We start from the raw sequence: 12493 nt of genomic DNA, 5'->3' as shown, positions 1-12493 counted from the left end.
TCATCCTCGTCGCCCTCATCAACAAGCTCATGACCCTGCTTAACGCCATCGTCCGCGACCGCTCCGAATGGAGAACCGCAACCCGATGACGAACACAGTTGCTCACCCGATCGCGCAAGTCTGATCGCCTGACGGCTCTCAGGCGCTCAAGCCCTCTCCCGCCGGGAGAGGGAAAGCCGTCTTTGCACCCTCAATCTCCGAACCGGGAACTCGGGGAGAATTCGGGGACGCCATTTCTGCAAACAGCGGGACAGGCGGCACGCAGATACGGCCGAAACTGACGTGGCGGTGTGCAAAGACCGCCGTCATGGACCACTTCAGACTTCGCAAATATCGCGGCCCGGAGACCTGGACCAGGGTGCGGGAGGCCTATCTGGCGGGCGAACCGGCCCCGTCGGTGGCCCAGCGTTTCGACGTCAGCCTGGCCAACATCCGCAAGAAGGCCAGCCGCGAAGGCTGGACCCGTCACGCCATGGCGCGCCGCTACGACCTCAAGCCCGTTCGCGGCACCCCCGACGGCCCGCGCCCGGCTATTGGGCCGTTGCCCGACGCCCTGAACCTGCCGTTCGAGCCGAACGAGCGACCGGTCAAGGTTCGCGAAGCGATCGAACGCGCCGGCGCCCGCGCGGCCTGGCTGTTGTCCGAAGGGCGAGCCGGGGAGGCGGAAGTCCTGATCCGCGCGGCGAGGGCGCTGTCGGAGCTGTCCGTCCGCTATTCGGGGATGAGGTGATCAATCTTTGCCGTCGCGACCGTCCGGTTCCTTGGCGACGCCCTTGAAGGGGCCTTCGCTGGACTTGCGTTCCATGAACTGGCCGCCGTGCTCGTTGCGCTTCTGCCAGTCGCCGTTCTCGTGCTGGAACTGGGTGCGGCTTTTGACGGCGCCCTGACGATAACCCTTACCTGTGTTGGTGGCCATGCGAGCCTCCTGTTGAACAGAAGGTGAACGTACACCGATTGCGGATTTTGTCATCCGGGCGCGCGCTTGCGACCCCTTGTCTCCGCCACAGAGTAGCATGAGGCCCCTCTCCCTGTGGGAGAGGGCTTGAGGCTCGCAGAGCGGAGCGATGCGTCTTAGCCGAAAGGGTGAGGGGCGTGCCCTTACCGGGTAGCACCAACCCCTCACCCTTTGGCTGCTACGCGCCGCCCTTCGGGTCGCGCAAGAACGACGGCAAGCCGTCGTGCGCTCAAGCCCTCTCCCGCCGGGAGAAGGGGACTACGCCACGCGCCTGGCGGCGAAGGTCCCGTTGGGCAGGGGGGTGATCCCGGCGTAGCGGACCAGGGTGTTGAGGGCCTGGACGACGCGCTGTTCGATCGTCTTGCCGCCGCGCTTGAAGGCGAGGGAGACGGCGGCGGCGTCCATGGGGCGTCCGGCCCCACCTCCATGGAGGTGGGGCCGGGTTCAGGTCAGGCCGCCACCTTCATCGTCTGCGGAAGCAGGGAGCCGACGACGAGCCGGCTCAGCATGCGGCCGTCCAGGGGGAGGATCGCATCGACAAACCGTTCGGCCTCCGGCGCATCCACGTTGGGCGGCGGCTGCATGAGGCCGGGGTCGACCTGGAAGGTTTCCTGCACCCCGTCGACCAGAAGGCCGGCGATACGGGTCTCATCGTGGATGACAACAATGACGTGCCGGGATGAGGGCTCTGTGCGCCCCAGCCCGAGGCGACTGCGCAGATCGACGACGGGGATCACGGCGCCCCGCAGATTGATCATGCCGCTGATATAGTCGGGAGCCTGCGGAACAGGGGTTGCGGGGGTCCAGCCCCGGATCTCCCGGACGCTGCGGATATCGATGCAGAATTCCTGTTCCGCGATCTCGAACGAGATCAACTCCAGCGGGAATTCGGGGGTGCGGACGTGATCGTCCATCCTAGAATTCCTCCCACTCGTCGGCGACCGGCTGGGCGCCGCCGCCCTTCATGGCTGTTGCCAGCTTGGCCTGGGCCCGTCCGACCGGATTGATGGGTCGGGCCGATGATGCCCCGGCCTTTGGCCGCCCGCGGTCGGCGACGACGACGACCGAGCCCGTTCCCAGCCGGAACTGCCGCATCAGGGTGGCCATTTGATCCGCTTCGCCCGACAGGCTGGTCGCGGCTGCGGTCGCCTCTTCCACCATGGCGGCGTTCTGCTGTGTCACCTGGTCCATCTGGTTAATCGCACTGTTGACCTGAAGGAGCGCCGTCGACTGTTCCTGCGAGGCCTTGGCCATCTCGGAGACCAGGGCGTGCATCGACGTCACCTTGGCGGAGATGCCGTTGAGCGCCTGTCCGGTGTCGCCCACCAGTTTCACGCCGCGTTTGACCTGGTCGGAGCTCGACGCGATCAGCGCCTTGATCTCCTTGGCCGCCTCGGCGGACCGCTGGGCCAGGGCACGGACTTCCTGGGCGACGACGGCGAAGCCCCGGCCGGCATCACCGGCGCGCGCAGCCTCGACCCCGGCGTTCAGGGCCAGCAGATTGGTCTGGAAGGCGATCTCGTCGATCACGCCGATGATCTGGGTGATCTGACCGGAGCTCTGCTCGATCTCCCCCATGGCGGAGACGGCCTCGTCCATCACCCGCCCGGAGGTAACCACGTCGGCCTTTGCGCCGGACGCGGCTTCGCTGGCCTGCTTTGCCCCCTCGGCGCTGCGTGTGACCGTGGCGGTGATCTGGTCGAGCGCGGCAGCCGTCTCCTCCAGACTCGCCGCCTGCTGTTCGGTTCGCCGCGACAGGTCGTCGGACGCAGCCGAGATCTCGGCCGTTCCCGACTGGATGACGCTGGCGCTCTGCGTGACGCCCTGCACGGCGGATTCCAGGCTCTCGAGCGAGCGGTTGAAGTCGTTGCGGACGGTCTCGAACTCGGGTGCAAAGGCGTTGGGCAGGCGGCACTGGAGGTTGTTGTCGGCCAGCTGTGACAGGCCCTCGCCGATTTCATTGACCGCGCGAACCCGCTCCGTGACGTCGGTGGCGAACTTCACCACCTTCATCACCTTGTTGTTCATGTCGAAGATCGGATTGTAGGAGGCCTGGATCCAGACCTCGTTGCCGGCCTTGCCAATCCGCTTGAACTCGGCGGCGACGAATTCGCCGCCATTGAGCTTGCGCCAGAAGTCCTGATACTCGCTCGAGCGCGCGTAGGCGGGCTCGACAAACAGGCTGTGCTGTTTTCCGCGGATCTCGTCGAGGCGATAGCCGAGGGTCGCGAGGAAATTCTCGTTCGCCGTGATGATCTCGCCGGTCGGCGTGAACTCGATCATGGCCTGAACCCGCGAGATGGCGTTGAGTTTGCCTTCGAACTCGGCGTTCTTCAGCTTCTCCTGGGTGATGTAGGTCGCGACCTTGACGACCTTGACTACCTTGCCGCGCGAATCCTTGACCGGATTGTAGGAGGCTTGGATCCAGACGTCCCGGCCGCCCTTGCCCAGGCGCCTGTATTCGCTGGCGTCGAAGTCTCCGCGGCCCAGCTTGGCCCAGAAGGCCTTGTACTCGGGGGCCCGGACGTCGACCGGATCAACGAACAGGCTGTGATGCTGTCCCTTGATCTCCGAAAGGCTGTAGCCCATGGCGTCGCAGAATTGCGGGTTCGCCGTGAGAATCTGGCCCGTCGGGTCGAATTCGATAATGGCGAGAGACTTGTCGAGTGCCCTCAAGACTGCATCAGAAGAGCTCGAAATACCGAACATGTTAGCCATCCCCTCCAGAAGCATTGCCTGATCGCAATGCGCCATCGCTGCCGACCGTCCGACCAGACTGGTTAACGCGGCTGCGCGTTTGAAAGAGATTACACGCGTTGATGAAGGCCGGCTGAACCCGGGGTTACGTAGTTTTCCGCATGTCCCCCGACGGGGCCTCGAACACGACCTCGAAGCCGCCCCACATCATGCGCTTGCCGTCGAAGGGCATGTCCATGTCCGCGAAGCGGGGGTCTTCCATCATTCTGGCCCAGGCGGCGTCGGCGGTCGCCTTGTCGGGCCACTTCAGCCAGGAGAAGACGACGACCTCGCCCTCTTCCAGCTTCACGGCCAGGTCGAAGCCGGTGACCTTGCCGGCCGGGACGTCGACACCCCAGGTCTCGACGTGTTCGAGGGCGCCGAACTCCTTGAACAGGGGGGCGCTGAACTCGGCGGACCGGATGTAGCGGTCCCTGTCCGCGGCCTTCACGGGGGTCAGGAAGCCGGTGATGTAGGACATCGTTCTTCTCCTTCTGAGGGGGCTGCCGCCGGCGTCGGCCGTCCCGCCTGCGCGGGAAGGCCGACGCTCGCTGCCTGAGCCCCGGATGTGGATGATGACACAGGCAGGCGTCTTGTATGAAGGCGTCACATCTAGGCGTTCAGCCTGCCCTTCGCGCGGCTGGCGTCGAGGATCACGCCCTTGTCGACATGGCCGATCCTTGCGCCCGGCCGCCCCAGCCGATGCAGGATGTAGCGGATGATGTTCAGCCGGGCCGTCTTCTTGTCGTCGGTGGCGACGATGGTCCAGGGCGCGTCGCGATGGTGGGTCTCGGCCAGCATGCGGTCGCGGGCGGCGGTATAGGCGTCCCAGCGGATCTGGGCCTCCGCGTCGAGGGACGAGACCTTGAACTTTTTCAGCGGGTCTTCCATCCGCTCGGCGAGGCGTTTGGCCTGTTCGTCCTTGGAGATGTCGAGCCAGAGCTTGATCAGGATGATGCCGGAGCCGGTCAGCGACCGCTCGAACCGGGGCGCGTCGTCGAGGAAATGCTCGTGCTGCTCGGGGGTGCAGAAGCCCATGACGGGCTCGACCCCCGCGCGGTTGTACCAGGACCGGTTCAGCAGGACCATTTCGCCTGCCGCCGGCAGATGGGAGACATAGCGCTGGAAATACCACTGTGTGGATTCTCGCTCGGTCGGCTTGGGCAGAGCGACGATGCGGGTCTGGCGGGGCGAGGCGTATTCGACGATTCGCTTGATCGCTCCGTCCTTGCCTGCGGTGTCGCGGCCCTCGAACACGACGAGGACCTTCAGCCCCCGTTCGATGGCCCAGTGCTGGGTGTCGACGAGCTCCACCTGCAGGGCCTCCAGCGTCTTGTCGTAGTCCTTGGTCTTGGCCATGCGTCTCATCTCCGTGTCGTGCCACGTTGCGATTTATTCACTGGCGCGTCGAGGGACCGAAACTAGTCTCGTGCCCATGACGATGACCCGCAGACAGTTGATGGCCGCCGCGACGGCCGCCGCCCTGACCGGCGCTTCGAGCGCCGCCGCCCGCGACGTCGCCGGTTTCGACGTCGCCCTTCAGGCCGCGTTCGACGGCGCGGAGACGCCCGCACTCGGCGGCATGGTGGTGGGGCCGGATGGCGCGATCTGGACCGGCGCGAAAGGCGTGAGACAGGTGGGCGGCGCGGCCGTGACGGCTGACGACCTTTGGCATCTGGGATCGAATACCAAGGCGATGACGGCCGCCCTCTATGGCCGATTGGTCGACAAGGGCCAGGCGTCCTGGTCGGCGACGCTGGGCGAGGCCCTGCCCGACCTGCCGATGGACGCGGTCTGGAAGGACGTGACGCTTGCGCGGGTCATGGCCCATCGCGCGGGCCTGTCGGACGCCACGGCGCTCGGACAGGCCTGGCTGATGACGGCGCGGGCCGATCCGGCGGCGTTGCCCGAGCAGCGACGGGCCCTGGCGACGACGATGCTGGCCTCGCCGCCGGCGGGGACGCCGGGAGCCTTTGCCTACGCCAACAGCAACTACATCCTGATCGGCGCGATCATCGAGAGGATCACGGGCGCGTCCTGGGAGGACGCGATGCGGACCGAGCTGTTCGAGCCGCTGGGCATCAATACCGGCGGTTTCGGCGCGCCTGATGGCCACCAGCCGTGGGGCCACGTCGGCGGCCAGGCCATCGATCCGTCAGGCCCGGTGACCGACAACCCTGCGGCTCTGGGGCCTGCGGGCACTGTGCACATGAGCCTGCAGGACTACGGCCGCTTCCTGCGGGTGTTCCTGAACGACGGCGCCGGATGGCTGACGCCGGAGACGCTGGCGGTGCTGATGCAGCCGGTCGGCGAGAGCCAACCGCCCTATGCCGGGGGCTGGATCGTCCCGCCGGGCCAGCCGTGGGCGCAGGGCGCGTGTCTGACCCACGATGGATCCAACACCCTGTGGTACGCCTCGACCTGGGTCGCTCCGGCGATCGGCAAGGCCTTTGTGGCCGTCTCGAACGATGCGCAGCGCGGCAGATCGGCCTGTCAGGCCCTGATACCGGGTCTCATTCCGGCGATCTGACCCAAGCGGTCTGGTGGATCGCCTTCGGCCCCGTCATGTTGATGGGGCATGAAGCGCGATTTCGCCGATTTCTGGAACCTGATGTGGGAGCTGGCGCTGGGCGTCTGCGCGGCCTTCGCACTGATGAACGCCTTCGCCCCGCCGCAGGATCTGCCGTGGAAGCCGCTGGATCTCAACCATCCGCTGGGCCAGGCGACGGAGGCCAAGGTCGCGGACTTCGAGGTTCCGTTCGCGGCGTCTTCTGAGGAGGTCAGGGGCGCGACCGAGGCCTGTATCCAGACCCTGCGCGATGCAGGGGTCGAGGTGCGGCGGGCCGAGGACAGGGACGACGGCGGCTTCTGCCAGGTGCGCGGCGCGATCACCATCACCGGCGGCGCGGTGACGCCGCTGAAGCCGGGCGGCCTGACCATGCAATGCCCGCTGGCTGTTCGCTACGTTATCTGGGACCGGCAGGTGCTGCAGCCGGCGGCGGAGGCGATCTACGGCTCCCGCGCCGTCGCGGTGAACAACTACGGGACCTATTCCTGCCGTCGGATCTACGGCTCGACCGAGGTCTCGGACCGGCCCAGCGAGCATGCCAGGGCCAATGCGCTCGACGTCGCCTCGGTGACCCTTGCGGACGGTCGGACGGTGTCGGTTCTCAACGACTGGGACGGACAAGGTCCAAACGGAACAGAGGGTTCCGGGCTATTGAGACGCATCCGCGAAGGCGCCTGCCGGGTGTTCTCGACGGTGCTCAGCCCCGACTATAATGATGCGCACAAGGATCATCTTCACCTTGACGGGGCGCCTCGAGGGCTTTGCGCGTAAAATCCTTCCGCACAGGCCCGCCTGACGCACGAATCGTTTCCGGTTGACCGGGCTTTGCGGCTGAGAGAAAACATCCGCGCAATCCGGATTTCGCGTGGGGTCCAAACCCGCGTTTCGCTCCTTCGCCTGAACGAGCTGTCCAGATGGATTGTCGGACCCCCTCGACAGGGCGTCCGCCTGGAAAAGCGCGTTTATGGAGACGCAACAATGGCGACCGGTACGGTCAAGTGGTTCAACCCCACGAAGGGCTTCGGCTTCATCCAGCCCGAAAGCGGCGGCGCCGATGTGTTCGTTCACATCACCGCCGTGCAGAAGGCTGGCCTGACGGGCCTCGATGAGAACGCCAAGGTTCAGTACGAGCTGGAATCCCAGCGCGGCAAGACCTCGGCCGTGGACCTGAAGCTTCTCTGATCCAAACGGATCGGGATCGCTGACGTGATCTAGGCGGGCGCGGTTCCTTCGGGAGCCGCGCCCGTTTTCGTTTTCGCCCGGTTCGACCACTGGGCCAGGACGATCGCCGCCAGGACGAGGGCGCCGCCCAGGGCCTGTAGCGGCGCGAGGGTCTCGCCGAAGACGACCCAGCCGAGGGCGGCGGCCACGATCGGCTGGATCAGGATGGTCACGGCGGTGATGGAGGCCGGCAGCTTGCCCAGGGCCCAGGCGACGCCGCCCTGTCCCGCCACATGCATGACGCCCATGCCGGCGCAGGCGGCCCAGCCGGCGGCGGTGGCGGGGATCATGTCCTCGCCCAGCAGCAGCGCCGCCCCCGCCATGACTGGAATGCCCGCGACCGTGGCCCAGAGGGTGATCCGCAGAGCGCCCGCCGTGGTGCGCGCCTGCTTTACCGCCAGGAAGTAGCCGGAGTACCAGAGGGCCACGGACAGGGAGAAAATGTCGCCCAGCACGGGGTTGGTCCCCTGACCCGGCGCGGCCCCGGCGGCCATGGCAAAGGCTCCGCCCATGGCCAGGGCCAGGGCCAGGATGAACAGCCGCGCGGGCCGCTCCTTGAAGAAGAACCAGCCCACCAGGGTGACCACGACCGGCGTCAGGTTGCACAGCACCGTCGCATTGGCGACCGAGGTCATGACGATGCCGTAGTGCCAGAAGCTCAGGTCGAAGGCGAAGAACAGGCCGGCCAGCAGCATCCATTTCGACGGCCGCCCGACGCCTTCTGCGCCGGGACGACCGACGAGGATGAGCAGCAGGGGCAGGGCGAACAGGAGCCGCCAGAAGCCGGCGGCCGCCGGACCGGTCTCGGTCAGCCGGACCAGGATCGGAGCGAGGCCGAGGATGCTGGCGGAGGCCAGCACGACCAGCAGCGGGATCAGGCGGGAGGGGGAGGGAGGCATGGTGTCGCATACCCCTTACCCTCTCCGATAGGGAGGGGGGTCAGAAGCCGAGTTCGGTCCGCAACGCCTCCGCCGTCATTCCCGCCTCACGCAAGGCGGCGAGCATCACCGCCCCGTCGCGCTTGGCATAGCGTTTGCCGTCCGGTCCCAGCAGCAGTGGGTGGTGCCGATAGACGGGTGTGGGCAGGTCCAGCAGGGCCTGCAGCACGCGTTGGATAGACGTGGTTTCGATCAGGTCCTCGCCCCGGATGACATGGGTCACGCCCTGCAAGGCATCGTCGACGACCGAGGCGATGACATAGCCGGCGCCGATGTCCTTGCGGCCGAGGACCATGTCGCCGAGCGCCTCGGGCCGCGCGGTCCTGATACCCGGACAGGCCGTCTCCTCGACCCAGGTCAGTGGCTGGAAGTCGCCGAGACGGTCGCGCGCCGCTGCGAGCGACAGACGCCAGGCGAAGGGTTGGCCGGAGGCGAGCTTTTCGGCTTCCTCGCCGGGGGACAGTGGGCCGCCTGCGAAGGCCTGGGCGTCGGTCGGGTCGTCGGCATGAGGCGCCATCCCGGCGAGAGCCATCAGCTCCTTGCGCGTGCGGAAGCAGCGGTAGAGGACGCCCATGTCCCGCAGGCGGTCCAGTGCGGCGTCGTAGTCGGCGCGGTGCCCGGACTGGCGACGGACGGGGGGCTCCCAATCGAGACCCAGCCAGGCGAGGTCGTCGAGAATCGCGGCCTCATACTCCGGCCGGCAGCGGGTGAAGTCGGTGTCCTCGATCCGCAGCAGGAAGCGGCCGTTCGCGCGCCTTGCCGCCGTCCAGGCCGTCAGGGCGGAGAAGGCGTGGCCGCGATGGAGCAGGCCGGTCGGCGACGGCGCGAAGCGGGTGACGAAGGTCAAAGGCGGACCAGGGCGCCCGTCCTGACGGCCGCGTCGATCATGGCGCGGAGCTCCGCCTCGGGCACGAAGTCGAACTGGGCGATCATGTCCTCAAGGGCCAGACGCGGCTGTGACAGGGCCCAGTCCAGCGCCACGGCGGCGGGGCCCGCGACGGCGGGGCCCGCGACGGCGGGCGCCGGGCCCTGGCCGCGACCATAGAGGGTCAGTGTCGGACGATGAGGCAGGGCGTAGCCGGGTTCGCGCGCAATCAGCCGTTCCTGGGCCATGGCGATCTCGTCGGCGAGGACGTCGCTGACGGCCAGGGCGGACAGGCGTCGGCCCAGGTCGGCGAGTTGGGCCTTCAGGATTTCGGATCTCGCGGGACGCAGGAAGTGGCGGAAGGCGGCCTCGTCCTGTGTCAGCCGCTTCAGGATGTCGAAGACGGTGCGTCCGTCGGCCGGAGTGATCGACGAGGTGACGTGCAGGGACGCGCCATCGGTCGCCAAGGCGTCGTGATACCAGCCGCGGGGAAGATAGAGGACATCGCCGGGCCGCATATGCACCTGGGTCATCACCGGGCCGCGCTGGGCCGCCAGCCAGGCGCGGGTCTCCTCGTTGTCGATCGGGAAGGTGGTCGGGGCGTCTGCGCGGTTGGAATAGAGGGTCCAGACCTTTTCGCCCTCGCACTGGACCGCGAAGACGTGGTGCAGGTCGAAGTGGGTCCCGAACGCCTGCACCCCGCCGAAGGAGCAGTAGAGGTTGGCGCTGACCTGGCCGGCGAAGGCGCGGCCCAGCGCCGGGGTCAGGGCGCGGATCGACGGGACCAGATCCTGAACCTCGTCGAGCACGAGGCTGGCGCCCTGGCCCAGCAGGACCTTGACCTTGGCGGGCGAGGGCCGGTTTGCCACGCCCGATCCGGTCGCGGCGTCATGACAATACCGGGGCGGCGGCACGCGCTGGCCATTGTAGAGGACCTTCAGGCTCTGGGAGCTCCAGATCGAGGTCTGGTCGAGCAGGGCGTTGAAGCGGGGCCAGTCGAGCAGGGTCTGTTTGGCAGCGCCGGACGCGGCCGGGATATGCAGCGGTTTCCGGTCGTCATAGTCGGCGTGGAACACCGAAGAGGTGATCGGGGCCAGAAGATCGTCCAGACTGAGCATGACGCGGACGCTAGGGTCCGGCCCGCCGTTTGTCGACTGGACCGGAATGCCTCTGACACCCGAACAATTGATCGTCGCCCGCGAGGACCTGGTCTGTATCGACCCAGCTCTGGCCCGGGCCCATGCCCAGACGCCGCCGTTCGAGTGGCGGGTCGGGGACCGGGGGTTTCCCGGCCTGTTCAGGATAATCGTGGATCAGCAGGTCTCGCTGGCTTCTGCGGCCTCTGTCTGGGCACGGCTGCAGGCGGGGCTGGGGGAGATCACGCCGGAGACCCTGCTGGCCCACGACCTCGACAGCCTGCGCGGCATGGGCCTGTCGCGTCAGAAGGCGACCTATGGCCAGGGCATCGCGCGGGCCCAGCTGGATGGGACGGTCGATCTGGAGCATCTGTCGACGCTCGATGACGACGCGGCGATCGCGGCCCTCGTCTCGCTGAAGGGCGTCGGGCCGTGGACCGCTGAAGCCTATCTGCTGATCTGTGACGGGCGGCTGGATGTCTTCCCGGGCGGCGACATCGCGCTGCAGGAGGCGATCAAATGGGCCGACCTGCTTGAGCAGCGGCCCGATTCGAAGGCCGCCTATGCCCGGGCCGAGATGTGGCGGCCGAACCGGGGCGTGGCGGTTCATCTGCTCTGGGCCTGGTACGTCGGGGTGAAGACGGGCCAGATCGTGCTAGATCATCCCCTCAACCCGACGGGCGCCAAGCCGAGACTCAGGGAACGCAGACAGCCGTGACCGCGCTCGTAGACCCCACCCTTCTGAGCCCTGTGCTCGCTGACCCCGAGACGGTGCTGGGCGCGCTCGATTTCGCGGGCGTGGCCGTGTTCGCCGCGACGGGAGCGCTGGCCGCAGCGCGGGAGAAGCACGACCTCGTCACCTTCGCCTTTTTCGCCGCCATCACCGGCGTGGGGGGCGGGACCCTGCGGGATCTGCTCATCAATGCCCCGGTCTTCTGGGTCCAGGACTGGAGATACATCGCCGTCTGCCTCGCCGCGGCTCTGGCGGTGTGGCTGGTCGGGGCAGGGGCCTGGCGCTTCCGGGCGCTGTTGTGGCTCGATGCGATCGGGCTCGGGGCTTACGGCGTGCTCGGCGCGGCCAAGGCCGAGGCCTTCGGGGCGCCGCCCCTGATCTGCATCGTCATGGGGGCGCTGACAGCCTGCTTCGGCGGCATTGTGCGCGACATCCTGGCGGGGCAGCCGTCAATCCTTCTGCGGCGCGAGATCACCGTCTCGGCGGCCCTGGCTGCGGCGACCATCTATGTCGTGGCGCGACAGTTCGGCATCGATCACTGGCCCGCTGCGGCGATCGCAGCGCCGATCGGGTTCGCGCTCCGGGCCGGCGCCCTGGCCTGGGGCTGGAGCCTTCCGGCCTTCCCTGGCGGCCTCCTCAGAAAGGGCGCGTCATGAAACCGCTGCATCGTCGTCATGGCGGTGCGTGCGAATCGGGAATAGGCTGTCTTCACTAGAGAGAAGGAGAGACGCTTTCAGTCCGATTTCCTCGATATCCGGCGTGAGCGGGAGGGTCTGATGCAGGTCCTTCACAAGCCGCCATCCGGCTTTCCAGCCCTGGTGCTGAACGCCGATTTCCGTCCGCTGTCTTATTACCCGCTGTCGCTCTGGCCGTGGGAGGAGGCGGTGAAGGCGGTCTATCAAGAGCGCGTGGACGTCGTTTCGACCTATGACAGGGTCGTGCGCAGTCCGTCGATGGAGATGCAGATCCCCAGCGTCATCGCGCTGAAGAGCTATGTCGACCAGAATCGCAGCCCGGCCTTCACCCGCTTCAACGTCTTCCTGCGCGACGGCTTCACCTGCCAGTACTGCGGCGACACCGCCGAACTGACCTTCGACCATGTCATTCCGCGCAGCCGGGGCGGACGCACGACGTGGGAGAACATCGTCGCCGCCTGTTCGCCCTGCAATCTGAGGAAGGGCGGGCGGACGCCGCAGCAGGCGCACATGCCGATCCGACGCGCGCCCAACCGGCCCAACGCCTTCCAGCTCCAGGACGCGGGCCGACGGTTCCCGCCCCACTACCTGCACCAGAGCTGGCTCGACTATCTGTACTGGGACATCGAGCTGGAGCCTTAGACA

The 12493-nt window shown here is 67.3% G+C and carries 16 protein-coding genes; 7 read left to right on the top strand and 9 right to left on the bottom strand.

The features are described 5' to 3' along the window. The first annotated feature begins 307 nt into the window (after positions 1-307). The gene (locus ACP7A5_RS16300; protein WP_426042890.1) at positions 308-730 is read left to right on the top strand and encodes a hypothetical protein; all 423 of its coding nucleotides are present in this window, start codon (positions 308-310) and stop codon (positions 728-730) included. Here the strand turns inward: ACP7A5_RS16300 and ACP7A5_RS16295 are convergent, their stop codons facing one another. The 6 genes from ACP7A5_RS16295 to ppk2 all read right to left on the bottom strand — a co-directional run bounded on the left by ACP7A5_RS16295 (position 731) and on the right by ppk2 (position 5050). Next, positions 731-916 (bottom strand): hypothetical protein, encoded by a 186-nt coding sequence (locus ACP7A5_RS16295; protein ID WP_426042889.1) that lies wholly within the window; start codon positions 914-916, stop codon positions 731-733. It lies immediately after the preceding gene. A 297-nt stretch (positions 917-1213) separates the two neighbouring features. Continuing rightward, positions 1214-1360 (bottom strand): hypothetical protein, encoded by a 147-nt coding sequence (locus ACP7A5_RS16290; RefSeq protein ID WP_426042888.1) that lies wholly within the window; start codon positions 1358-1360, stop codon positions 1214-1216. A 44-nt stretch (positions 1361-1404) separates the two neighbouring features. Then, positions 1405-1869: a chemotaxis protein CheW gene (locus ACP7A5_RS16285; RefSeq protein ID WP_426042887.1), complete on the bottom strand. Its 465-nt coding sequence runs from the start codon at positions 1867-1869 to the stop codon at positions 1405-1407. 1 nt (position 1870) lies between these two features. Continuing rightward, on the bottom strand, positions 1871-3673 hold the full coding sequence (locus ACP7A5_RS16280; RefSeq protein ID WP_426042886.1) for a methyl-accepting chemotaxis protein: 1803 nt from the start codon (positions 3671-3673) through the stop codon (positions 1871-1873). Positions 3674-3797: 124 nt separating this feature from the next. After that, entirely contained in the window at positions 3798-4172 is a 375-nt protein-coding gene (locus ACP7A5_RS16275; protein ID WP_426042885.1) for a DUF1428 domain-containing protein, read from the bottom strand. A 131-nt stretch (positions 4173-4303) separates the two neighbouring features. Continuing rightward, positions 4304-5050, bottom strand: a complete 747-nt coding sequence (gene ppk2, locus ACP7A5_RS16270; RefSeq protein ID WP_426042884.1) for a polyphosphate kinase 2 — start codon at positions 5048-5050, stop codon at positions 4304-4306. A gap of 100 nt (positions 5051-5150) precedes the next feature. Between ppk2 and ACP7A5_RS16265 the strand changes: the two genes are divergently transcribed. From ACP7A5_RS16265 to ACP7A5_RS16255, 3 genes are all read left to right on the top strand, one after another. After that, positions 5151-6221 carry a serine hydrolase domain-containing protein gene (locus ACP7A5_RS16265; protein WP_426042883.1) on the top strand — a complete coding sequence of 357 codons (1071 nt, stop codon included), beginning with the start codon at positions 5151-5153 and terminating at the stop codon, positions 6219-6221. 48 nt (positions 6222-6269) lie between these two features. Next, entirely contained in the window at positions 6270-7031 is a 762-nt protein-coding gene (locus ACP7A5_RS16260; protein ID WP_426042882.1) for an extensin family protein, read from the top strand. 207 nt (positions 7032-7238) lie between these two features. Next, positions 7239-7442, top strand: a complete 204-nt coding sequence (locus ACP7A5_RS16255; RefSeq protein WP_303695099.1) for a cold-shock protein — start codon at positions 7239-7241, stop codon at positions 7440-7442. A 29-nt stretch (positions 7443-7471) separates the two neighbouring features. Here ACP7A5_RS16255 and ACP7A5_RS16250 read toward each other — a convergent pair whose 3' ends face one another. The 3 genes from ACP7A5_RS16250 to ACP7A5_RS16240 are packed head-to-tail and all read right to left on the bottom strand — an operon-like array spanning position 7472 to position 10402. Then, positions 7472-8380 (bottom strand): DMT family transporter, encoded by a 909-nt coding sequence (locus ACP7A5_RS16250; protein WP_426042881.1) that lies wholly within the window; start codon positions 8378-8380, stop codon positions 7472-7474. 40 nt (positions 8381-8420) lie between these two features. Continuing rightward, positions 8421-9266, bottom strand: a complete 846-nt coding sequence (gene gluQRS, locus ACP7A5_RS16245; protein ID WP_426042880.1) for a tRNA glutamyl-Q(34) synthetase GluQRS — start codon at positions 9264-9266, stop codon at positions 8421-8423. Then, positions 9263-10402, bottom strand: a complete 1140-nt coding sequence (locus ACP7A5_RS16240; protein WP_426042879.1) for a JmjC domain-containing protein — start codon at positions 10400-10402, stop codon at positions 9263-9265. The genes gluQRS and ACP7A5_RS16240 overlap by 4 nt, the downstream gene beginning before the upstream one ends. A gap of 46 nt (positions 10403-10448) precedes the next feature. On the opposite strand from ACP7A5_RS16240, the gene ACP7A5_RS16235 reads away from it, so the two are divergent. The 3 genes from ACP7A5_RS16235 (at position 10449) to ACP7A5_RS16225 (ending at position 12490) form a co-directional block, all read left to right on the top strand. Beyond that, complete coding sequence (locus ACP7A5_RS16235; RefSeq protein ID WP_426042878.1) at positions 10449-11138, top strand: DNA-3-methyladenine glycosylase family protein; 690 nt, start codon at positions 10449-10451, stop codon at positions 11136-11138. After that, positions 11135-11809: a trimeric intracellular cation channel family protein gene (locus ACP7A5_RS16230; protein ID WP_426042877.1), complete on the top strand. Its 675-nt coding sequence runs from the start codon at positions 11135-11137 to the stop codon at positions 11807-11809. Before ACP7A5_RS16235 ends, ACP7A5_RS16230 begins: the two co-directional genes overlap by 4 nt. Positions 11810-11929: 120 nt before the next feature. Then, positions 11930-12490 carry an HNH endonuclease gene (locus tag ACP7A5_RS16225; protein WP_303695104.1) on the top strand — a complete coding sequence of 187 codons (561 nt, stop codon included), beginning with the start codon at positions 11930-11932 and terminating at the stop codon, positions 12488-12490. The last annotated feature ends 3 nt before the right edge of the window (positions 12491-12493 follow it).

Origin of the sequence: Brevundimonas sp. TWP2-3-4b1 (genome assembly GCF_049897665.1) — a bacterium.
GTDB classification, from domain to species: Bacteria; Pseudomonadota; Alphaproteobacteria; order Caulobacterales; family Caulobacteraceae; genus Brevundimonas; species Brevundimonas subvibrioides_B.
The sequence above is the reverse complement of the archived record's forward strand: the minus strand, read 5'-3'. Positions and strand labels throughout refer to the sequence as shown.